Origin of the sequence: Siphonobacter aquaeclarae (assembly GCF_900103285.1) — a bacterium.
In the GTDB taxonomy this organism is placed as follows: Bacteria; Bacteroidota; Bacteroidia; order Cytophagales; family Spirosomataceae; genus Siphonobacter; species Siphonobacter aquaeclarae.
In genome coordinates this window covers 517,962-540,591 of the sequence record NZ_FNGS01000003.1, presented here as the reverse complement: position 1 = coordinate 540,591, position 22,630 = coordinate 517,962, and the positions used below count along the sequence as shown (strand labels likewise).

General features: G+C 54.6%; 20 protein-coding genes. 14 read left to right on the top strand and 6 right to left on the bottom strand.

Going from position 1 to position 22,630, the window contains the following annotated elements:
* Window positions 1-26 precede the first annotated feature (26 nt).
* The 3 genes from BLR09_RS09460 to BLR09_RS09450 all read right to left on the bottom strand — a co-directional run bounded on the left by BLR09_RS09460 (window position 27) and on the right by BLR09_RS09450 (window position 2,997).
* The gene (locus BLR09_RS09460; RefSeq protein ID WP_093200876.1) at window positions 27-2,345 is read right to left on the bottom strand and encodes a S9 family peptidase; all 2,319 of its coding nucleotides are present in this window, start codon (window positions 2,343-2,345) and stop codon (window positions 27-29) included.
* A gap of 129 nt (window positions 2,346-2,474) precedes the next feature.
* Entirely contained in the window at window positions 2,475-2,780 is a 306-nt protein-coding gene (locus BLR09_RS09455; protein WP_093200874.1) for a helix-turn-helix domain-containing protein, read from the bottom strand.
* The gene (locus tag BLR09_RS09450) at window positions 2,761-2,997 is read right to left on the bottom strand and encodes a type II toxin-antitoxin system RelE/ParE family toxin (protein ID WP_317039214.1); all 237 of its coding nucleotides are present in this window, start codon (window positions 2,995-2,997) and stop codon (window positions 2,761-2,763) included. Before BLR09_RS09450 ends, BLR09_RS09455 begins: the two co-directional genes overlap by 20 nt.
* Before the next feature lie 366 nt (window positions 2,998-3,363).
* Here BLR09_RS09450 and BLR09_RS09445 point away from each other — a divergent pair, with 366 nt between their 5' ends.
* Window positions 3,364-4,740 carry a DEAD/DEAH box helicase gene (locus tag BLR09_RS09445; protein WP_093200869.1) on the top strand — a complete coding sequence of 459 codons (1,377 nt, stop codon included), beginning with the start codon at window positions 3,364-3,366 and terminating at the stop codon, window positions 4,738-4,740.
* Here the strand turns inward: BLR09_RS09445 and BLR09_RS09440 are convergent.
* Together BLR09_RS09440 and BLR09_RS09435 are read right to left on the bottom strand one after the other, a co-directional pair.
* Entirely contained in the window at window positions 4,737-5,612 is an 876-nt protein-coding gene (locus tag BLR09_RS09440) for a diacylglycerol/lipid kinase family protein (RefSeq protein ID WP_176785501.1), read from the bottom strand. The genes BLR09_RS09445 and BLR09_RS09440 overlap by 4 nt on opposite strands.
* Window positions 5,613-5,680: 68 nt before the next feature.
* On the bottom strand, window positions 5,681-6,181 hold the full coding sequence (locus BLR09_RS09435; protein WP_093200864.1) for an SRPBCC family protein: 501 nt from the start codon (window positions 6,179-6,181) through the stop codon (window positions 5,681-5,683).
* Window positions 6,182-6,289: 108 nt separating this feature from the next.
* Between BLR09_RS09435 and BLR09_RS09430 the strand changes: the two genes are divergently transcribed.
* The 13 genes from BLR09_RS09430 to BLR09_RS09370 all read left to right on the top strand — a co-directional run bounded on the left by BLR09_RS09430 (window position 6,290) and on the right by BLR09_RS09370 (window position 21,291).
* Window positions 6,290-6,691, top strand: coding sequence for a nuclear transport factor 2 family protein (locus tag BLR09_RS09430; protein ID WP_093200861.1), 402 nt, complete (start codon window positions 6,290-6,292; stop codon window positions 6,689-6,691).
* Between the two features lies 1 nt (window position 6,692).
* Entirely contained in the window at window positions 6,693-7,292 is a 600-nt protein-coding gene (locus BLR09_RS09425; protein ID WP_093200859.1) for a GNAT family N-acetyltransferase, read from the top strand.
* A complete protein-coding gene (locus tag BLR09_RS09420) occupies window positions 7,289-8,188 on the top strand; it encodes a carbon-nitrogen hydrolase family protein (protein WP_093200856.1) in 900 nt (299 codons plus the stop codon). Before BLR09_RS09425 ends, BLR09_RS09420 begins: the two co-directional genes overlap by 4 nt.
* Before the next feature lie 178 nt (window positions 8,189-8,366).
* Complete coding sequence (locus tag BLR09_RS09415; protein ID WP_093200853.1) at window positions 8,367-9,797, top strand: Gfo/Idh/MocA family protein; 1,431 nt, start codon at window positions 8,367-8,369, stop codon at window positions 9,795-9,797.
* Between the two features lie 170 nt (window positions 9,798-9,967).
* Window positions 9,968-11,548: an L-aspartate oxidase gene (gene nadB, locus BLR09_RS09410; RefSeq protein WP_093200851.1), complete on the top strand. Its 1,581-nt coding sequence runs from the start codon at window positions 9,968-9,970 to the stop codon at window positions 11,546-11,548.
* Window positions 11,545-12,231, top strand: coding sequence for a thioredoxin (trxA, locus tag BLR09_RS09405; RefSeq protein WP_093200848.1), 687 nt, complete (start codon window positions 11,545-11,547; stop codon window positions 12,229-12,231). The genes nadB and trxA overlap by 4 nt, the downstream gene beginning before the upstream one ends.
* Before the next feature lie 259 nt (window positions 12,232-12,490).
* Window positions 12,491-14,434 (top strand): KUP/HAK/KT family potassium transporter, encoded by a 1,944-nt coding sequence (locus BLR09_RS09400; RefSeq protein ID WP_093200845.1) that lies wholly within the window; start codon window positions 12,491-12,493, stop codon window positions 14,432-14,434.
* 58 nt (window positions 14,435-14,492) lie between these two features.
* Complete coding sequence (locus BLR09_RS09395) at window positions 14,493-15,554, top strand: NAD-dependent epimerase/dehydratase family protein (protein ID WP_093200843.1); 1,062 nt, start codon at window positions 14,493-14,495, stop codon at window positions 15,552-15,554.
* Between the two features lie 85 nt (window positions 15,555-15,639).
* Complete coding sequence (locus BLR09_RS09390; RefSeq protein ID WP_093200840.1) at window positions 15,640-16,176, top strand: hypothetical protein; 537 nt, start codon at window positions 15,640-15,642, stop codon at window positions 16,174-16,176.
* A 386-nt stretch (window positions 16,177-16,562) separates the two neighbouring features.
* On the top strand, window positions 16,563-17,126 hold the full coding sequence (locus tag BLR09_RS09385) for a Crp/Fnr family transcriptional regulator (RefSeq protein ID WP_176785500.1): 564 nt from the start codon (window positions 16,563-16,565) through the stop codon (window positions 17,124-17,126).
* A 273-nt stretch (window positions 17,127-17,399) separates the two neighbouring features.
* The gene (locus BLR09_RS09380) at window positions 17,400-18,008 is read left to right on the top strand and encodes a Crp/Fnr family transcriptional regulator (RefSeq protein WP_093200835.1); all 609 of its coding nucleotides are present in this window, start codon (window positions 17,400-17,402) and stop codon (window positions 18,006-18,008) included.
* A gap of 57 nt (window positions 18,009-18,065) precedes the next feature.
* Window positions 18,066-20,423, top strand: coding sequence for a TonB-dependent receptor (locus tag BLR09_RS09375; RefSeq protein WP_093200832.1), 2,358 nt, complete (start codon window positions 18,066-18,068; stop codon window positions 20,421-20,423).
* A gap of 7 nt (window positions 20,424-20,430) precedes the next feature.
* Complete coding sequence (locus BLR09_RS09370) at window positions 20,431-21,291, top strand: DUF4249 family protein (RefSeq protein ID WP_176785499.1); 861 nt, start codon at window positions 20,431-20,433, stop codon at window positions 21,289-21,291.
* A 98-nt stretch (window positions 21,292-21,389) separates the two neighbouring features.
* Here BLR09_RS09370 and carA read toward each other — a convergent pair whose 3' ends face one another.
* Window positions 21,390-22,508: a glutamine-hydrolyzing carbamoyl-phosphate synthase small subunit gene (gene carA / locus BLR09_RS09365; protein ID WP_093200827.1), complete on the bottom strand. Its 1,119-nt coding sequence runs from the start codon at window positions 22,506-22,508 to the stop codon at window positions 21,390-21,392.
* Window positions 22,509-22,630: the final 122 nt, after the last annotated feature.

Below are 22,630 nucleotides of genomic sequence, written 5' to 3'. Positions count from 1 at the left end.
AAAACTATAAACCGAAAACCGTAAACTTATCTCAATTTGTCCTCAAATAACTTCAAAATCCGCTTATACTCATCCATCCAGCTGGTCGGTTCGACGAAGCCGTGGTCTTCCATCGGGTAGGCGGCGAGCTCCCAGTTTTCCTTGCGGAGTTCGATGAGGCGCTGGGAAAGACGCACAGCATCCTGGAAATGAACGTTTACATCCACCATTCCATGGCAGATCAGGAGGTTGTCCTTCAGCCCCGCGGCATGGTAAATGGGCGAGCTGCGGCGGTAGGCCAGGGAATCGTCCTGGGGCTGGTTGAGGATATTGGCCGTGTAGGGATGGTTGTAGGCGGCCCAGTCGGTCACCGGTCGCAGCGCTGCGCCGGCTTTGAATACTCCGGGCTGGGTAAAGAGCGCCATGAGGGTCATGAAGCCGCCATAGCTGCCACCGTACATGCCGATGCGTTTCGGATCGATGCCGAGCTTTTGCGTCAGGTATTTCGCACCGTCTACGTGGTCGTCGAGGTCTTTGCCCCCCATAAACCGGTAGATACCGGTACGCCAGTCGCGCCCATACCCCGCCGAGCCGCGGTAGTCCATATCGATAACCGTATAGCCTTTGTCTACCAGCAGGTTATGGAACATATACTCCCGGAAGTACTGGCTCCACCACTTGTGGGCGTTTTGCAGGTATCCGGCGCCGTGGACGAAGATCACGGCCGCACCGTTTTTCTTTTTCGGGATGTACAGGCGGGCGTAGATGTCTTTTCCGTCGCGTGCTTTCACGGTAATCACCTGCGGCTCCCGCCAGGGGTATGCCTTGAATTCCTCCGTCAGCGACTCGGTAATTTTCTCGGGAGCGGCATTGGGACGATTGTCCTGGAGGTATAGTTCCCAGGGCTTCGTAGGCGCGGAATAGCGGATGAGGAGTTTGGATTCATCCGGCGATAAGGTCACGTCATTGGCGCCGGACTGCGTCGTCAGCCGGACGCGCTCGCCGCCGGTGACCGCCATCCGGTACCAGTGCTGCTCGCCGGGGTGTACCTCGTTCGATTGGAAATAGATGTTCTTTTTGTCGTTCGACAGCCGTGCTACCTGCACTTCAAACGACCCGCTCGTGAGCTGTTTCTTTTCCCCGGAACGGAGGTTGTAAGAATAGAGATGTGAGTATCCCGTCGCTTCAGAATGAAAGAGAATAGTCTCCCTGTCGATCCACGTGAGGAAGTTGCTGCCCGGCCCGCCGACCCAGGCTTCGTCCCGGAGACGGTCGATCGGCGTCAGTTCCAGCGTTGCCGGATTGAGGCGAAGGAGCCAGCGGTCCTTGTTGTCCTGAGAACGCACAATGACGACGGCATAGGTTCCGTCTTCCGACCAGGATGGCCCGAAGAACTGCACCGGCCGGTCGGCAGGCTTGATTTTCTTTCCATACTCCGCGATATAGGCCGGAACGTCCCGTATCCCCGGAATATCTTTCACAGGTACTTCCCGAACCGTATCTTTCTGAATATCATACACAAAGAAGGAATAGGACGAGGCCGGTGCGCCGACTTTCGTCCGCGCCGGAATATCCTCCGTAAATCCGGATTCGGTTACATAGTTCGGGACGATGGTACTTTTGGCCCCGGAAGCCGCTTTCACCAGCTGGAAGGTGACGAACCTGCCGTCCGGAGAATAGGACGGGTATTGCAGGGAGCGGTCGTCGAGGTATATCTCCTTCGGCCGCTTCGGCTGCTCGGCTTTGGCAATGGACTGGGCGTCTTTCTTTTTGTCGGCACGCTCTTTCAGGATATCGAACATAGCGAGCTGATCGGTCTTCAGCCATTTTTCCTGCTCGTTTGCCTTCGGATCAGCCTTTTTGGCGCCCGTGATAAACTGGGTCAGCTGGGCTACTTCTCCCGAAGCCAGGTTCATCGAAAAGAGATTCAGTCCGCGGCGGAAAATTACCTGTGCCTCGCTTCCGCTGAAGGTTGGGTTGGTTTCAGCCTCGACGGTATTGGTCAGTTGCCGCGCCTGGCGGGTGGGAATATCGAGCCAGAACAGATCTCCGTTCTTTTCATACAACTTGACGGTGCGGGCCCGGTTGTACACGCCCCCTTCGGCGGGGAGGTTGCGGCGGTCTGCCACTTTGGCGATTTTCTTCGAGCGAAGGTCGTACAGATAGAGGGAGTCGCCCTTGGCCTTGTTCGGGTTCCAGGAAAAATACACGCCGGAACCGTCTTCCGCCCAGTACGGATTGGAAGGGGCGGTGCCGATCCATTTCGGATCCTGCATGATTTTCTCGACGGTCAGAACCGGTTTCTTCTGCGCCACGGCGGAGGCAAAACAGAAGGGAAGGGCATACAACAGGTAACGATGACGCATAAAAAGGCTTGTTGATGGAAAACAGCACAAAACTGTTAAAAAAGGGAATATGAGGTATGGAAAAAGGGCTTTAAGCTATAAGCGGTCGGTCCCGGCCTAAAGCTTATAACTTAAAGCCTATAGCTCAACCTACAATTTAATAGCGACCTGTAATTCACCCCCCAATCCTATTTCGACAATTTTTTGAAGCGTCGAGAGGCGAACTTCCTTGACATTGTTTTCGATTTTCGAAATATAGGATTTCGTCGTGCCGGTTTTTTCGGCCAGTTCCTGCTGAGTAAGTCCTTTTTCGAGGCGGGCGTCATGAAGCAGAGCCCCTATTTTGAAGGGTTCGTATCCTTCTTCCAACGCCTCGCGCTTTGCGGTTCCTCTTTTTCCATAGTTCCTGTCTTTGAACTGGTCGAGCGTTGTGAGATTATTTTCTTTCGCTTTCATATTCTTCCTTGAGCTTTAAAGCCTTTTCGATCTCTTTTCGAGGCGTTTTTTGTGTCTTCTTTTGGAAACCGTTCACCAGGATAACCAGCCGCCCCTCGTCGAAAAAACAGAAAATTCGAAAAATGTCATTGCCTTGCTGAATTCTCAGCTCGTACAATCCATCCGTATTCTCAATATGTTTCAGGTAGGTCTCCGGAATAACGGAAAGCTCTTCCAGAAGCGTTAGCGTCCAGATAATCTTGTCCTGAACTTTGGGGCGCTGTTTCGAAAAGAATTCCTGAAAATACTCCTTGTAAAAAAGGACTGCACGTTTTTGTCTTTCTCTTCCACAAAAACAATCAATAGCCGTAAAGTTTCACTAAAGTACAACTTTTCTTCTCGAACGAGCTCGGTTTTGCGACTTTCGTTTTTCCGGATTCTGCCGCACGCATAGCACTGAGTCAGAGGGCCCAACGCCGTACGGCAAAGTAATCCTCCCGAAAGACAACGCATTTCCTGTTCGAGCAGCCGGTCATTTCCCCTCGTTTATACCTGTCTCTCAACGGTTTTTCCGAACTTCGCAGCGTTGTTTCCGACAAAACGTATGACGTTCGAAGATTTTAAGCTGAACCGCCAGCTTCTCAATGCGGTGGAAGAAGCCGGGTACCAGACCCCCACCGAAATCCAGCAGCAGGCTATTCCGCTGGTGCTGGCCGGGCATGATGTACTCGGTATCGCGCAGACCGGCACCGGTAAAACGGCCGCCTATGCCCTTCCCCTGCTCTATAAAATCAAGTTTGCCCAAGGGAAAGCTCCGCGCTGCCTCGTCCTCGCCCCCACGCGGGAGCTGGTGATGCAGATCGGCGAGGCGATGACGTCTCTCGGCAAATACACCGACCTGCGGGTTCTCTGCCTCTACGGCGGCCTGGGGCCCAAGCCGCAAATCGAGGCCCTGAACGCCGGCGTAGACATTCTTGTCAGTACTCCCGGGCGGTTTATGGATCTTTACCTCCGCGGGGAAATCATCACGAAAGAATTGAAGGTGATGGTACTCGACGAAGCCGATAAGATGATGGATATGGGCTTCATGCCTCAGATCCGGGCCATTCTGGAGGTTATTCCAACGAAACGGCAAAACCTGCTCTTCTCGGCTACCTTCCCGGCCAAGGTCGAATCACTCTCGCACGAGTTTCTGGAATTTCCGACGCGGATTGAGGTTACGCCCCAGGCAACGGCGGCAGAGACCGTAGCGCAACTGATCTACGAAGTTCCCAACCTCAAGACCAAAATCCACCTCCTGAGCCACATGCTTCGGGACGAAGCCCTGCAAAAAGTCATGGTCTTTGTCCGGTCGAAAGAAGTTGCCGACAACATTTACAAGTTCATCGCCCGGAAGGTGGTACCGGAAGACAAGGTCCGCGTTATCCACGCCAACAAAGGCCAGAATACGCGGATCAACGCCATGCAGGCCTTCCGCGACAACGAAATCCGGGTATTGGTGACGACAGACGTCGCCGCCCGTGGTATTGATATTCAGGAAGTAACACACGTCATCAACTTCGACGTGCCGCTGGTTTACGAAGACTACGTGCACCGCATCGGGCGGACAGGCCGCGCCTTCCATACCGGCGAGGCGATCACCTTCGTGACGATGGCCGAAGAGTACCACATCGCGAAAATTGAAAAGCTGATCGGCCAGGAAATCCCCCGGGATAATCTTCCTGACGAAGTGGAAATCGAAAATACGCCCTTCGATGAGCGGCAGGATATGCTCCGGGAAGTGGATAGTCAGCGGAAAAAGGAAGATCCCACCTTTAAAGGCGCGTTTCACGAAAAGAAACACGCACGGCCGCATTCCGGTCGCCCGGGTACCAGCCGCTCCGGCGGGAAACCTGCCGGAAGAAGCACCGGCAAACCTGCGGGCGGTCCTCCGAAAAAAGGCGGACGACCCTCGGGACCCAGGCGAAGCGGTCGCCGCTAGGCGATGATTCTCAGGCTGAGCGGACGGATGGATATGCGCACCGATTTGCGGTCGAGTTGGAGCGGCTCTCCGTCGTAATGCAGCAGCAGGTTCCGGTCGGATGAAAGGCAAAACGCTTCCCCGCTCAACCGGTCACGGTACGGCGACGCTGCAATAGACTTCCCGAACAGGCGTGCGCCCAATACCGGTGCATAGAAAAACGGGAACGGCCGGAGGATCGATACGTCGATCTGCCCGTCGTCGAGACGGGCCTCCGGTGCGATCCACGCGTCATTTCCATATTGTCCGGCGTTCGCGAAGGTCAGCGAAAAAGCCTCTACCTGCCGGTTTTCCCCGGCGCCTTCGATGACATATTGCCCCGGCCGGTAGGTTTGGAAAGAAGACAGCGTGGTCTTCACATAGGTGGAAAGACCCCTGGTTTTCTGCCGGGAAAAGGCGTCGGCTACGTAGGCGTCGAACCCGATACCGGCTGTACAGAAAAAGGGAATATCATCGAGGTAACAGGTATCAATGAGGCGGGAGGAGGTACCTGCCAGTGCTTCATCAATTGCCTGAAACGGCTTCAGAGAGCGCTTCAGGTGCCGGGCCAGCCCGTTTCCGGAACCTATCCCGACGATGCCCAGCGCGGTATCGCTGCCGGTCAGTCCCTTCGCTACTTCGTTTACGGTTCCGTCCCCGCCAACGGCGATTACCTTCCGGATACCTTCGGAAACGGCCTGCCTGGCAAGCTCCGTCGCATGCCCGGCAGAATGGGTTTCCAGGCACCGTACGCCGGGTTGGGTATGAATGTAATCGAGTATATCTTTTCGCCGGGCTGCCGGCAGTACCCCGGAAACAGGGTTCACCACAAACCAGGCTGTCGTCTCAGTCATCATCTCAGGAAAAAGAAGGCAAAAGTAGTCATTCCGCGGGGCAGGACCCGCCTCCCGATCCTGTTTGTTCAGGAACGGAAAAAGCGGATACTGCACGACTGCTCCGGCCAGGCGCCGAAGAGTTGCGTAGTGACGTCGTAGCGATGGCGGAAAATAGCTTCCAGTTTTTTCCGGACGAAGGAGCCGCCCAGCACACCGAATATGCCGAAAGGCAGCCGGTAGTGCACAATATCCGTCATTTCCACGCCCCCCTCCCGCTCCCGGAAATGATGCTGGTGATGCCAGAGGGCATACGGGCCGAAGCGTTGCTCGTCGACAAAATAAAACGGCTCCGATACATGCGTGATTTCGGTCATCCAGTACAACGGCATTCCCGGAAAGGGGGTGACAGTGTACTCGATAAGCTGCCCCGGGTACATCCGGTCGCCGTGATGATGACTGCGGATGCTGAAACCCATCCCCGGCGGCGTAATCCGGACAAGGTTGTCGGGCCGGCTGAAGAAGTCCCAGGCTTCTGCCGGGGATATCGGCAGGTTCTGGACAGTTCGGAGGGAAAAGGTCCGGGACATTGGCTTTTTTATTTTTATACAACCGGAAAAAGGGGTCAAAGGTTATTTTCGCCATCGGGGGTACACCCGCCTGCGAGTCAGTATCCGGATATTTACGCATTTTTGATCATGTCAGCACTTCAGATTGTTCAGGACTACTATTCATTTTTCAACCAGAAAAACTGGGAAGGCATGCTCTCGCTGCTTCATCCCCAAATCCGGCATGAAGCCAACCAGGGCGATACCCGCGTAGGTCTTGAGCTCTTCCGCGAGTTTCTGGGCAAGATGGACGATTCGTACGATGAGACCCTGACCGATATGGTCTTTCTCTCCGAACCCACCGATACCCGGGTGGCGGTTGAGTTCGTCGTCAACGGTATTTACAAAAAAGGCGAGCCGGGCCTGCCCCCTGCGCATAATCAGACCTATGTACTGCCCGCCGGTGCTTTCCTGGAAGTAAAAGACGGAAAAATCGCCCGCGTCACAACGTATTACAACCTCGAACGCTGGATCAAACTGGTTTCCGAATAGCATGGAGGACCTGTCGTTTTTCCGGCTGACCGGAAAAGATATCGAGTCAGTTTTCAAAGACCTCGCCCGCCTGCGGATCGAGGTCTTCCGCGCTTTTCCGTACCTCTACGAAGGCTCGATGGCCTATGAAAAAGAGTACTTGAAGACCTATTTCCGGTCTGAACGGGCCTTTCTTTTCGGGGTACGGGCGGGAGAACGCCTCATCGGCGCGACAACCTGTATTCCGCTGGAGGATGAAACCGAAGAAGTACGCGAGCCCTTTCTCAGGGCGGGTATTGCTCCCGCCTCTGTTTTTTATTTCGGGGAAAGCCTGCTTCTGCCGGAATGGCGCGGGCACGGCCTGGGGCACCGGTATTTCGACGAGCGGGAAGCGCATGCCCGCAGCTTCGGCACCTTCCGGATGACCTGCTTTTGCTCTGTGGTCCGGACGGAAAACCACCCGGCACGACCGGCAGACTACCGTCCGCACGATGTATTCTGGCGCAAGCGCGGATACCAGCCGGAGCCGGCTCTCCGGAGTTTTTTCGACTGGACCGACATCGGAGAAACCGAATCAACCCCGAAAGAAATGGTGTACTGGACTAAACCGATCGACGCATGATTGTCGCCTCTGCACAATACCCGATTACCCGGCACGCGCATTTCGCCGACTGGCAGCAGCATACCGCCGATTGGGTCAGTAAAGCAGTACGTCAGGGCGCGCAGCTGTTGCTTTTTCCGGAATATGGTTCGATGGAACTGGTGAGCTTGTTTGCGGACGAGGTACGAATGGATATCCGGCGCCAGGTCCGGGAAATGGACGCGCTCCGGGCCGATTTCTGCGCGACCTACGAGCGCCTCGCCCGCGAACACCGCGTGGTGATTGTCGCGCCAAGTTTTCCCGTTCTGGAAGGAAACGTACTCTACAACCGTGTTTGGGTTTTTGCCCCCGGCGGGCCGGCCGGGTACCAGGATAAGTTTTTCATGACCCGGTTTGAAAACGAGGAATGGGGTATTTCGTCGGCGCCGAAGGTATTGACGGTTTTTGAAGGCAGCCGGGGCTCTTTCGGTATTCAGATCTGCTACGACGTCGAATTTCCGCTGGGTTCGGCGCTGCTGGCAGGAGCCGGCGCAACCCTGCTCCTGGCCCCGAGCTGTACCGAAACCATCCGCGGAGCGACGCGCGTGCACGTCGGCGCGCGGGCGCGTTCCCTTGAAAACCAGTGCTACACGGTTGTTTCACAGACAATTGGTCAGTCGGAATGGTCGCCCGCAGTGGATATCAACTACGGCTTCAGTGCTATCTATGCTAGTCCCGACAAAAACTGGCCGGAAGAAGGCATCGTGGCCCGGCAGTCTCCGCAAACACCGGGCTGGCTGGTGCAATCGCTTGATTTTTCAGTACTGGAAGATGTCCGGACAGACGGCCATGTCTTCAATTTCAAGGATAATCAACGGCTCCTGTCCGGATTTCTGGACGAGAGCATTACCCTTCGCCGGGTGCGTCTTCCCGAGTAAAAACAGGATAAAACCTGCCTGATTTTCTGTTTTCGGGGTCCCGGTCGGACCCCGAAAATTTTTTCTCTCCGAAACCGGTACGTTCGGAGCGGTTTGCCGTATTGTATCCGTCTGTTTCCCGAAGAAGCGGATCACAACCTCTTACCTACCGGCCGAGCCGGCAAACCAGTTTCAACACATGAACGAAAAGAACACCCGGCGGGATTTTATCAAAACCTCTTCACTCGCGGCATCGTCGTTTTTTATCGTGCCCCGGCATGTACTGGGGAAAGGCTTTGTCGCGCCGAGCGACAAGCTCAACATTGCCGGCATCGGGGTCGGAGGCAAGGGAAAGAGTGACCTGGCCTCGTTCGCGAAAAGCCCGAATGTCAACATCGTTGCCTTGTGTGACGTAGACGACCGGCAGGCCGTTGAATCCCGCAAGAACTTCCCGAAGGCTCCCTATTACAAGGATTTCCGGGAAATGCTGGCGAAGGAAAACAAGAACATCGACGCCTGCTCCATCTCGACTCCCGACAACACCCACGCCGTCGCGACGCTCGCCGCCATGCAGCTCGGCAAGCACGTCTACACGCAGAAACCGCTGACGCACGACATCTACGAAGCCCGCGTACTGGCGCAGGCAGCGAAAAAATACAAGGTCGTCACGCAGATGGGGAATCAGGGTGGCTCCGGCAACGGCGTTCGCCGGATGAAGGAAATTTACGATTCCGGTATCATCGGGGAAGTACACGATGTACAATGCTGGACCAACCGCCCGGTATGGCCACAGGCTGTGCCCACAGAGCAGACCTTCGCTACCCCTCAGGAGCTGGATTTTGACCTGTGGCTCGGCCCTTCCCAATCCGTTCCGTATAATCCGGCTTACCTGCCCTTTGCCTGGCGCGGATGGTGGCCGTATGGCACGGGCGCACTGGGAGATATGGCTTGCCATATCATGGATCCGATTTTCCGGATTCTGCCGCTGGACTATCCTGATTCAGTTGAATGCAGCGTAGCGGGCAACTGGGCCCTTAATCTCCGGCCGCAGGACAATAACCCGGACTGGACGCCCTTTTCGACATCGATTCACCTCAATTATCCCCGGAAAGACAAAAAAGGAGATATTAAAGTCCACTGGTACGACGGAGGTATTCTTCCGGAATTGCCGGAAGAGCTTCTTCCCGGTGAGTCGTTCGGTAACTCCGACGGCGGTGTTATGTTCATCGGATCAAAGGGCAAGCTGATGGCCGATTGCTACGGCGCCAACCCCCGCTTGCTGCCCCTCAAGAAAAATGAAACCCTCAACATCAAGGAAACGATTGCCCGGGTACCGAACGAAGACCACTACCTCCAGTGGGTCAACGCCTGCATCGCCGGGCATGGCAAAGGTGTGACGAGCTCGCCGTTTGAGTATGCTGCTCCGTTTACCGAAAGTATCCTGATCGGCAACCTCGCGCTCCGCAGCTGGATGCTCCGGGATAACCCGACGGCCAAGCGCTCCTCCGAACGCTACAACGGCCGCAAAAAGCTGCTCTGGGATGCCGCCAACATGAAAATCACGAATTACGACCTGGCCAATCAGTTCGTCAAGCGGGAGTACCGCGACGGCTGGTCGCTCACCGTCTGAAAGAGCCCCGCTTATCCTCTTGCCAGTCATTACCGGTTCCGTTCCGGTAATGACTTTTTCTTTTCCGGGGAACGGATTACGCAGCGGCCGCGTCAAAATTGCCCGGGTTCTTTCTCCGTTTTCCCGGTAATCTTCTAACTTTCGCTGCTCTACCTTGTATGTTGATTAGCATGACGCACCAATATGACTTCCTCGTAATCGGCTCCGGAATTGCCGGTTTGAGCTATGCGACCAAGCTGGCCCGCCACTTTGAGTCGAACGGGGAGCCGGTTTCCATCGCCGTCATTACGAAAGTCCAGGCCGACGAAACCAACACCAAATACGCCCAGGGCGGCATTGCCGCGGTATGGTCCAAAGAAGATTCTTTCGACAAACACATTGACGATACCATCGATGCCGGCGACGGCGTCAACAAGCGGCATATCGTCGAGATCGTTGTTCGTGAAGCCCCGGAGCGTATCCAGGAGCTGATTGACTATGGTACGCGGTTCGACCGGCACGGCAATGAGTATGACCTCGCGCGGGAAGGCGGCCACTCCGATCACCGGATTCTTCATTTCAAAGACATCACCGGCGCTGAAATCGAACGGGCACTGCTGGAAGAAGTACAGCGGCACCCGAGTATTTCGATTTTCACGCATTTTTTTGCGGTCGACCTGATCACCCAGCACCATCTCGGCGAGACGGTTTACCGCTACCGGGAAGACATCCGCTGTTTCGGCGCCTATGTCCTCAATACCCGGACCGGGCAGGTGGAAAAATTCCTCGCCAAAACCACGATGCTCGCCACAGGCGGTATCGGCAATATTTACCAGAGTACGACCAACCCGACCATCGCTACCGGCGACGGCATCGCAATGGCCTACCGCGCCAAGGGAATCTGTGATAACCTTGAGTTTATCCAGTTCCACCCGACGAGCCTCTACCAGCCGGGGAAGAAGCCTTCCTTCCTGATTTCGGAGGCAGTACGCGGTTTCGGCGGTATTCTGAAAAATGCGGACGGATCGACGTTCATGGAAAACTACGATCCGCGCCTGTCCCTCGCCCCGCGGGATATTACAGCCCGCGCCATTGACTCCGAAATGAAGCGAAACGGGACGGATCATGTATACCTGGATGTCCGGGATGCCGATTACGACCGTTTTCTCGAACATTTCCCCAATATCACCCAGCATTGCCTGGACATTGGTATAGACGTCCGCAGGGATATGATTCCCGTGGTACCTGCCCAGCACTACCTCTGCGGGGGTATCCGGGTGAACGAATGGGGGCAGACGAATATTCATTTCCTCTACGCAGCCGGGGAATGCTCCTGCACGGGTCTGCACGGGGCGAATCGCCTGGCCTCCAACTCTCTCCTGGAAGCGGTTGTATTCGGGCACCGCGCCTACCTCGGCACGATTGAAAACCTCAAGGACGCCTATATTCCGGACAATGTACCCGACTGGGACGACTCCGGCACGACGCATCCGGAAGAGCAGGTACTGGTGACGGAAATGACGCGGGAGCTGAACAGCATCATGTCCAACTACGTAGGTATCGTCCGCACCAACCGCCGTTTGCGGCGGGCATACGAGCGCGTGGAGCTGCTGTACCGGGAGCATGAGCAACTCTACCGGGAATCGAAGGTTTCTGTCCCGATCTCCGAGCTCCGGAATATGATCAACGTCTCGTACCTCGTTATCAAAATGGCCATGTCCCGGCGGGAAAACGTCGGGCTGCATTACAACCTGGACAATATCAAAGCATGAAGTACCTGATTCTTGCCTTCAGCCTGCTAACCCTGGCAGCCGGCGCACAAACCAACCTCGACGCCAACGCTTTCGAGGCAAAAATGAAAGACAATACCCAGCTGCTCGACGTACGGACACCTTCTGAGTTTGAGCGGGGGTACCTTCCCGGGGCAAAAAACGTCGACTGGAAAAATCCGGAAACATTCAAGACGGCGGCGGCATCGCTCGATAAAAATAAACCGGTACTTGTTTACTGCTACTCCGGCGGGCGTAGTGCGACGGCGGCCGACTACCTCGTCAAACAGGGTTTCAAGGAGGTATATAACCTGGAAGGCGGGTATCTGAAATGGACCAGCGCCAACAAAAAGGTCGCCGCGCCGGCGCTGACTCCGCCGCCGACAGCCAAAAACGTACTGGAAGCCAGCCTGAAAGAGCATGCAGTGGTGCTGGTCGACTTTTACGCCGACTGGTGCGGTCCCTGCAAAAAACAGGCGCCTATCCTCGAAAAGCTGAAGAAGGAGTGGGCGGGAAAAGTGGCCGTTCTGAAAATCGATACCGACAAAGACCCGGAAATCCCGCGGCGCTACCAGATCGATGAAATTCCGACGTTGCTGCTGTTCAAAAACGGAAAGCTCGTCAACCGCCTCGTCGGATACCGCGAAGAACGAAACCTGCGGCAGGAAGTGGAGAGTGTGTGGTAGGGAGGTTTTAAGCAGTAGGCTCTAAGCGATAAGCAAAGGGCTGCGAAAGAAACCAGCTTTTTATATTCCGGACCTGGAAACTGGCACCAGACTTAAAGCAGACAGCCTTCCGGAAAGATATGCAGGCAGGCTCGTCTGCCGTATATTGCTTAAAGCCTATAGCTTATTGCCTAAAGCCTATAACCCACTGGTAATTTAGGCTACCCTCTTGCCCGAAGTCGAAAAAATCTAACTTTGTGGCTCCCAAGCCTATCACCACATGGATCACAAACACCTGGACAAGGTGACACCCGCGGGACTGCTGGTAGCCCTCGGTATCATTTACGGAGATATCGGTACCTCTCCTCTTTACGTTATGTCAGCCGTTTTCGGAGACAAACCGATCACCCAGGCTGTTGTTCTTGGCGCCTTATCCTGCGTTTTCTGGACATTAACCCTGCAAACCACGCTGAAGTACGTCACGCTGATTCTGCGGGCCGACAACAGGGGTGAAGGCGGAATTTTCGCCCTCTATACCCTGGTTCGCAAGCATGCCAGGTGGCTGACGATACCGGCGATTATCGGCGGGGCGGCGCTTCTGGCCGACGGCATCATTACCCCGCCTATCTCCGTGGCGTCAGCCGTTGAAGGGCTTGAAATACGCTATCCGGAGATCGAACACTATTTGATTTACATCATCATTGCCATTCTGACGCTGTTGTTCCTGATTCAGGCGCTGGGCACGAAGATCGTCGGCCGCTCGTTCGGACCGATGATGTTCGTCTGGTTTGGTATGCTGGGTTTCTTCGGGATTATGTGGATTTCGAAGGATTGGACGGTCCTCCGTGCACTCAGTCCCTACTATGCTTGGGAGATGCTTACCAAAGAACCCGGCGGCTTCTGGCTGCTCGGTGCGGTATTCCTCTGTACGACAGGGGCCGAAGCACTCTATTCTGACATGGGGCACTGCGGCCGCGGGAACATCCGGGTATCCTGGATTTTCGTCAAAGCCTGCCTGATTCTTCAGTATTTCGGGCAGGGGGTGTGGCTCCTGTCTCACCAGGGAGAATTCCTGCGTGGCCGGAAGCCGATTTATGAAATGATGCCGGAGTGGTTTCTTCTTCCCGGTATTACGATCGCTACGCTGGCGGCGATTATTGCCAGCCAGGCGTTGATTTCCGGGTCTTTTACGCTGATTTCCGAAGCCATCCGCCTCAACTTCTGGCCGAAGGTACGGCTCCGCTATCCGTCGGATGAGCGGGGGCAGTTATATGTCTCCAGCGTCAACTGGCTGCTGTGGGCCGGCTGCGTCGGCGTCGTTCTTTATTTCCGCGAGTCCGGGAATATGGAAGCAGCTTATGGATTAGCTATTACAGGTACCATGCTCATGACTACCATGCTCATGGCCTACTATCTCTATACACATCGATACAACTTTTACACCGTTGTTCTTTTTCTGGTTGTCTACATGGGGATTGAGCTTTCCTTCCTCGTTGCCAACCTGCTGAAGTTTACGCATGGCGGCTGGGTATCGCTTCTCATCGGTGCGATGATCGCCGGGGTGATGATTATCTGGCTGCGGTCGTTCAACATCAAAGCCCGACTGACCGAATACGTCAAGCTTTCCGAATACACGGAGCCGCTGAAAGAACTCAGCCGGGATATGTCGATTCCGAAGTACGCTACGCACCTGATTTTTATGTCGAATGCGTCGCGGGTGAGTGAAATCGAATCGAAGATTATCTATTCTATCTTCCAAAAACGGCCAAAGCGGGCGGATATCTACTGGTTTGTTCACGTAGATACCGTCGATGAGCCGTACACGATGGAGTATAAGGTCAACGTCATTGCTCCGGACGATGTCATCAAGGTGACGTTTAAGCTCGGTTTCCGGGTGGAACAGCGGATCAACCTGTATTTCCGGAGAGTTATCGAAGACATGGTCCGCAATAAGGAAGTAGATATCACGTCGCGGTATGAGTCGCTCAACAAACAGAATGTCATCGGCGATTTCCGTTTTGTGGTACTGGAAAAATTCCTTTCGTTCGAAAACGACCTGCCTTTCTGGGAGCGCATGACGATGCAGGCCTATTTTTTTATCAAAGGTTTTACGACGTCGGAAGATCGCTGGTTTGGTCTCGACAGCTCCGCTGTGAAGATCGAGAAAGTACCGTTGATCATCCGGCCGGCCCAGAATTTTGATCTCAAGCGGGTGACTTCCTGACCCGTTTTTATTGTCTGTTAACGATGGGCGGGGAAGTACCGCCCTTTTTCACTCACGAATGAAAATCCTGATCACCGGAGGCGCCGGTTTCGTCGGCTCCGCTCTTGCCCTCAGCCTCAAAAAAAACTATCCGTCGTACGAGGTATATGCCCTCGACAACCTGAAGCGCCGCGGTTCGGAACTGAACATCAACCGCCTCAAGGCAGCGGGTGTTGAGTTCGTTCACGGGGATATCCGGTCCAGGGAAGACTTCGATTCTATTCCCGCGGTAGACGCCGTGATCGAAGCCTCGGCAGAGCCTTCGGTTCTCGCCGGCCTGAACGGGTCGCCTGATTACCTGATCAATACCAACCTCGTCGGCACGATCAACTGTCTCAATTTCGCCCTGAAGCACAAGGCAGCCTTCGTTTTCCTTTCCACCAGCCGGATCTATCCGATCAAGCCGCTGGAAAAGCTGACCTACGTCGAGGAAGACACGCGCTTTGCCCTTGCACAACAGCAACCGCTGCCCGGCGCATCGGAAAAGGGTATCGGAGAGTATTTCCCGCTCGACGGCGCCCGGTCGCTCTACGGAGCCACCAAACTGGCCTCCGAGCTGATGATCCACGAGTACAACGAATTTTACGGCCTGAAAACGGTCATCAACCGCTGCGGTGTCCTGACCGGCCCCTGGCAGATGGGAAAAGCCGATCAGGGGGTCATGGTACTGTGGGTTGCCCGGCATTTTTACGAGCAGCAACTGGCGTACATCGGCTTCAACGGTACCGGCAAGCAAACCCGTGACATGTTGCACGTGGCGGATTTGTACCGGCTGGTTGACTGGCAGCTGCACCACATGGACCAGGTCAACGGCGAGATTCTCAACGTCGGCGGCGGTGTTGAGGTCAGCACTTCCCTTGTTGAACTGACGAAGATCTGTCAGGAAGTAACGGGTAAGACCATTCCGATCAAAGCTGTGACGGAAGGACGTACGGCCGATATTCCCCTGTACATCACTGACAACTCAAAAGTAACGGCGCTGACCGGCTGGAAGCCCGAGATTTCGATTCGTCAGATCGTAGAAGAAGTACACGAATGGCTGCAGGAAAATGCCGAGCAGCTCAGCTACGTCCTGAAATAAGGTTACGACAGGCAGCCCCGCGCGGGCTGCCTGCTTTTTTACGTGACCCGGAAACTAAGCGATCTCTCCGGCGGTTACCGACGATATGAAAAAGCTTTCCCTGCTTTCCTTTCTGCTGCTGACAGGCTGCAGTCCGGCGGATAACCGGACGGCAACGACGTATTTCGACCTCAAAGGCTATCTGGATCAACAAATTGCCTGGCTGGAGAAAAACAAGCCGATGGTCCGGAAAGAAGTCATCGTCAGCGAGGAATCCGACCGTTTGCTGACGAAAGACGTCGACTGGAAGAAGGAACTGGATCTTTTCTTGCAGGCCGATCTCAATAAGCCTGCTTTTGCGCGGAGCTACATGGCGGATACCCTGTCGGCGGCAACGGTTTCCTACCGCCTGCGCGAGGGAGAACAGCTTCCGGTGCAGTTCCTGGAGGTGATCCGGGATTCAACGGGAATACCCCGGAAAATCAAGGCTTCGCTATTGGATAAAAACTATTTGTTCGAGTCGGAACGTATACTAACCCTGGAAACCCGGGCGGGTCGTCTTTCCGCTTACCAGATCGAAGGCTTCCAGCAGTTGTTTTTCGGCGAGCCCAAGCCCTTCAAAATCAGCGTTCTGGTTCAATAGCCGCCGTACTGCTCTTCGAAGTGCGCTTCGAGATGTTCCGAAGGACCTCGCGAAGTTCAGATAAGTCAGGTTTATATCTGATTTACATTTCCCGCAACCAACGATTCCGTACCACGCTCGCCCAAAACCCTTTTGTCAAGGGTCAAAAGATAAATATGTTTTATAGCTGGGCTTCGGATATCCTGCGGAACTTCCGAAGAGCGGTTCGGCTGTTTCCAGTCCGGCTAAAACCTTCAAAATCAATACCTTGGTCCAATAATTAATAAATGGCGGCTATTTTTTAATAACTGCAACTCCTCAATACTTCGTAAGATTGAGCGTTCGTTAGTATAGCCATGTCAGCATCACCCCCTTCTCCAGCCCCGAAAAACCACCTGAGCGAGCAGATGAAACCTCTGTCCGAGGCTACGCAAAAAGCCGTCTTTCAGGTTCTTCAATATCAGTTTTATCCCAAAGGCTCTATTGTTCTGACGCCCGGCAAAATCGGGGAATGCCTGTATTTTGTAGAAAAGGGTCTAATGCGCAGCTATTATTTCGAAGAAGAAGACGAGCGCGAACCAAGGGAAATAACCGCGTGGATCGTAGCGGAAGGTGGCGTAGCGATGGCGACGGAGAGTTTCTACCGGCAGATTCCGTCGGCCGAATACCTGGAAGTACTGGAAGACAGTACGGTTTTTACCCTTTCCCGCGAGGATTTTCTTGAACTGCAACGCCGGTACGCGGATTTCGCGCGGTTTGTCCTCCAGTTTACCGAACAATACCTGCTGATCTACGATGCCCGGACACAGTTGCTGCGGATGCGGTCGCCGCTGAACCGGTACCTGGCTTTCGACCGGCAGTATCCTTTCCTCCGCGGGCGACTTTCGCAAAGTATCCTCGCCTCCTACCTCAACATGAGCTATTATCAAATCAGTCGGATCCGTACGCAGATTGCGCGAGGCACCCGGTAAACTTGCGCAAACGCAACGAAGAACTTGCGTTCGCGCAAAATACTTGTCAGACGTTATGGCTTATTTTGTGAAGCACGTCTGACGATATCAAAACCGCTCTGTCTACGCGCCGGAGCGGTTTTTTAAATCCGAAGAACCTTCTATCCAACTCACAAACTCTATTTGCTGTTGAAAAACGTGAACACCTGTCAGGATGTTCACGTTTTTTTTGAGGTCCTTCGGGCTGTTTGTCAGTGATTTATATGTATCATTGAACAACGTTCCGACGATGCCATGATCCCGCGAATCCGTATCACCCGGCTGAATGACTTCGCCGAAATGCTCTCTCCCGAAGCCTCGGAAGACCTCATGAACTCGATTCACAAGGGCCGGTATCCCCGCGGAACCACCCTGTTGTCGCCGGGGCAAACCAACGAGTGGATGCATTTTATCGAGAAGGGTATCGCGCGGAGCTACCTGTTCACCGACGAAGCGGACGGCCCCCGGGAAGTTACTTCCTGGATTTCGGCAGAGGGTGAAACGGCCTTTTCGCCCATGAGTTTTTACCGGCAGACGCCGGCCACGGAATACATCGAAGTACTGGAAGACAGCCTGCTGTTTTCCCTGCACTATACTCAGTTTTACCGGCTTCAGCGGGAATATCCCGACTATTTCGGTCTCGTGATGAAGCTGACGGAGGAATCGGTTATCAAACACAAGGAACGCAGCCAGATGCTCCGTTTCCGGTCGCCCCGCCAGCGGTTTCAGGTGTTTGAAGAAGTACATCCCCACCTCCGGGGCCGCCTTTCCCAGAAGGTTATTGCTTCGTATATCAACGTCAGCTACCACGAAATCAGCCGGGTACGAAAAAAACTGACACCCCGTCTCAACACCCCTTTTTGATAGAATTATGTTGCCCTGACGGAGAAACAGACTCCGTCGTACCACCTCTGAATTCCTATGCGGCCGGTCCTTGTCCTGTTCGGCATCTTGTTTTGTACGATTTCCTACGGCCAGACGGTACGCCGGACATTGAGCGGGTATGTCCGGGAAAACGGATCGGGCGAACTGCTGCCCGGAGTGACAGTATACGTTCCCCATCTGAAAGCAGGTACTACAACCAACCGCTACGGTTTTTACTCCATCACGCTTCCGAGGACAGATACGCTTGTTGTTACCTTTTCGTCCGTAGGCTTCCGGACGCAGGTTTATTCGCTTGCCGGGCAAAGCGAGCTTAATGTCTCTCTGGAAGCCGCCGGGCAGGACCTGAACGAGGTAGTCGTCACAGCCGGCGCCAGCCCGGGAGTAAGCGAAACCGTGCAGATGTCTTCCGTTTCGGTGCCGATACAGCAGGTACGTGAAATTCCGGCGCTCCTGGGTGAAAAAGACGTGCTGAAAGTCCTCCAATTGCTGCCCGGTGTTCAGAAAGGCTCGGAAGGAAATTCCGGCCTCTACATCCGCGGTGGCGGTCCCGACCAGAACCTCATCATCCTCGACGACGCGCCCGTATACAACACCTTTCACCTTTTCGGCTTTTTCTCGCTTTTCAACGGAGATGCACTGAAATCGGTGGAGCTGGTCAAAGGTGGTTTTCCGGCGCGATACGGGGGTCGCCTTTCATCTGTCATCGAAATGCAGATGAAAGAGGGCAACAAGGAAGGATTTCACGGAGAAGGCGGCGTGGGTGTCATTTCCAGCCGACTGGTGCTGGAAGGCCCGCTTGCCGGAAAAAAATCCTCGTTTATTATTTCCGGTCGCCGTACCTATGCCGATCTGCTGATCCGTCCATTTCTTCCGAAAGAAAACAAGGGCGGGTACTATTTCTACGACCTCAACGCCAAGCTTAATTATGACTTCGGGCGAAAAAACAAGCTATATCTGAGCGGTTATTTTGGACAGGACCGGTTTTCTTTTTCGTCTGAAATCGGACAGGGGAAGCAGTCGGGCGGCCTGAACTGGGGCAACGCCACGGGGAGTCTCCGCTGGAATCACCTGTTTTCGGGTAAGCTGTTTGCCAATACGTCGGCCATTTTCAGCCACTATAAGTTTGGCGTAAACGCGAATAGTTTCCAGACGTTTAACGCGACGACGACGGAATACCGGCTCCTCTACCAGTCGGCCATCCGGGATTTCTCCCTTCGGACCGATTTTGACTGGATGCCTTCTCCGGATCATACCCTCAAAGCAGGAGCAGCACTTACCTACCACCGGTTTACGCCAAGCGCCGTCACCGTCGAAAACACGCTGATTTCCCAGGCGCTGAGCCGGAGCAATCCGATCGACAGCTACGAAGGCGGCGTATATGCCGAAGACACCTGGCATCCGTTTCCGGCACTGCGGGTAAACGCCGGCGTACGACTGAGTTATTTCCTGACTGACGGAAAGCAGTACTCCCGGCCCGAGCCCCGGCTGGCGGCCTCCTACTCGCTGCCGGGACGGTGGGCCGTAAAAGGCTCCTTCGCAACAATGAACCAGTATATTCACCTGCTGTCGAGCTCCGGAATAGGCCTGCCAACCGACCTGTGGGTACCGACCACCAACCGGATTGCGCCGCAGCAGTCCCGGCAGGTGGCGCTGGGCGTTGCGAAAGACTACCGGACCTTTTCGGTTACGCTGGAAGGATTCTACAAGAAAATGGACGGGATTCTGGCCTACCGGGAAGGCTCGTCCTTCCTCCTGAACACCGGCACTATCGAAGCAACAGCAGAAAACCGCAGTAACGACCGCTCCTGGGAAGAGCAGATCACCACCGGCCAAGGCTGGAGCTACGGCGCCGAGTGGCTGCTCCAGAAAAAAATCGGGCGTTTTTCGGGCTGGATCGGCTATACATTATCCTGGATTCAGAATCAGTTTGACGAGCTCAATGGCGGAAAGAAATTCTGGGCGAGGTACGACCGGCGGCATGACCTTTCAGTTGTCGGTATCTACCACCTCAGCCCCAAAATCACCCTTTCCGGAACCTGGGTGTATGGTACCGGCCAGGCGCTGACATTGCCGCAGGCCAGTTATACCGTCGCCGGGCCTTCCCCGACAGGTATCGATCCGCTCTTCAAAGGCCGCGTGTATGACTACGAGGAGCGAAACAGCTTCCGCGCCGCACCCTATCACCGCCTGGACCTGAGCGTTCAGTTGCATAAAAAATTCCGGCGGTATGAGCGTACCTGGGAGCTTAGCCTGTATAACGCTTACAGCCGCAAGAATCCGTTTTTCTATTATTTCGACGACTCCGAAAACACAGAAGCCGGGATCAACCGGAAGCTCAAGAAGCTTTCGCTGTTTCCGATTATTCCGAGCGTTTCCTGGTCGTTTAAATTCTGATGATGTCGTGAGAAAGCTACTTTACCTGCCGCTGCTGTGGTTTTTATGGGGATGCGAGTCGGATGCCGATTCCATCCTGATTCCCTATAAAGCCAAAATGGTACTCGAGTGCTACCTGAATCCATCCGATCCGGTGATTCAGGCTACGTTGCAGTCGAGCCTGCCGATGGTATCGTCCGATAGTGTGCTGGGTATTCCGGATGCCATCGTGCAATTGTCAGACGGGACAAAGAGTATTACGCTACCCTATCAAAAAGGTGTTTATCAAATCAATACCCGGCAGTTTCCGCTCTCCGCCGGTACTACCTACACGCTGAAAGCAAGCGCGCCGGGGTATCCGGCTATTGAAGCAAACTGCACAATTCCGCCGCGGGCTACCAATACGATGGTTTCCTGGAAAGACAATGGCCTCAGTTATGTCCAGCGGTTCCGTGGGTACCGGGTTTACCGGAATTATGAGTTGCAGTGGAAAGTGGCCGCACCCGCCGATCCGCTTTATTTCGGTCTTGGCAGGCGTACGCAATTTGTGGATACGACGACGGTCGACGGCCGGGATTCCGTCACAGTAGGCTTCAATACCTATTGGGACCATTTTCAGACAGACCGGGAAATAGCGCAAAACAAGCCGAAAATGCAGGTACTCATCGGCCGGACTTCAGAAAGCGATTCAACCCGGCTCACCACCCGCTATTCCGAACTGCTGCTGCTGCAATGCGACAAAAATGTCTTCGACTTCATGCGCAACGTGCAGATTCAACAGCGCAATACCTACAATCCCTTTGCAGAGGCAACCCTGATTCCGTCCAACGTCAAAAACGGCCTGGGTGTGTTTGGAGCGATTTACCTCCGGCGAACATCGGTGCAGTGATGCAGAGGGGCGTGGGGCAGAGGGCATGGGGTCGCTCGTCCCATGCCCTCTGCCCTCTGCCCCATGCAAAAAAAAGGCTGCCTTTCAGCAGCCTTTTTTTACGCTTCTACGAGTTCCCGCTGTGCGAGCAGTTCAACAAACTGGTCGAACAGGTAGCGGGAGTCGTGCGGACCGGGAGCTGCTTCCGGGTGGTATTGAACCGAGAAAGCGGGCTTATCCGTCCGGCGAATGCCTTCAATGGTATGATCATTCAGGTTGACGTGCGTTACTTCCACGTTGGGGTGGTTGGTCACTTCGTCCGCCTTTACCGCAAAACCGTGGTTCTGGGAAGTGATTTCACACTTGCCTGTGAGCAGGTTCTGAACCGGGTGGTTCAGCCCGCGGTGGCCGTGGTGCATTTTATAGGTCGAGATACCGCTGGCTTCAGCGAGGAGCTGGTGGCCGAGGCAGATACCGAAAAGCGGCTTGTCTGTGTCGAGAAGTCCTTTGACGGTCTCAACGGCATACGGCATCGCGGCAGGGTCGCCGGGGCCGTTGGAGATGAAGTACCCGTCGGCATTCCAGGCCAGGATTTCGTCGAGGGGCGTTTTGGCAGGGAATACCTTACAGTAGCAATCCCGGTCGGCGAAGTTCCGCAGGATGCTCTTTTTGGTACCGTAGTCCATCACAGCTACCCGGAAGCGGGAATCTTCGGCGCCCACGAAATAGGGTTCTTTCGTGCTGACGACAGACGAGAGCTCCAGTCCTTCCATCGACGGCAGCTTCTTCAGTTCTTCCATCAGGGCTTTTTCGTCCAGGATTTCAGAAGAGATGATGCAGTTCATCGCACCGCGTTCGCGGATGATCCGAACCAGCTGGCGGGTATCCACGTCACAGATACCGACGATGCCGGCCTTCTCAAAATACTCCTGCAACGAGAAATCCGCCACGTTCCGGGAGTGAATCGGAGAGAAGGAATTACAGATCATACCCGAAATCTTGACGCTGTTGGATTCTTCTTCCTCTTCGAGCAAAACACCATAGTTACCGATGTGGGCATTGGTATTGACCACTACCTGTCCGAAGTACGAAGGATCCGTGTAGATCTCCTGGTAACCCGTCATCCCGGTGTTGAAGCAAATTTCACCGCCGTGCGTACCGATTTTGCCCAAGGCAGTGCCGCGGAAGGCAGTGCCATCTTCCAGTAAAAGGAGGGCGTCCTGGGATTGATTGCTCATGCTTGGTTCGTAAAGAAGCCCTTGTGAGTCGGAAGACAAACAAGGGCATGTATCGTGCGACTAAACTAGGGTCTCGAAAAATCACGCAAAGATACACCTTCTTTTTTCACTTTCCACATATG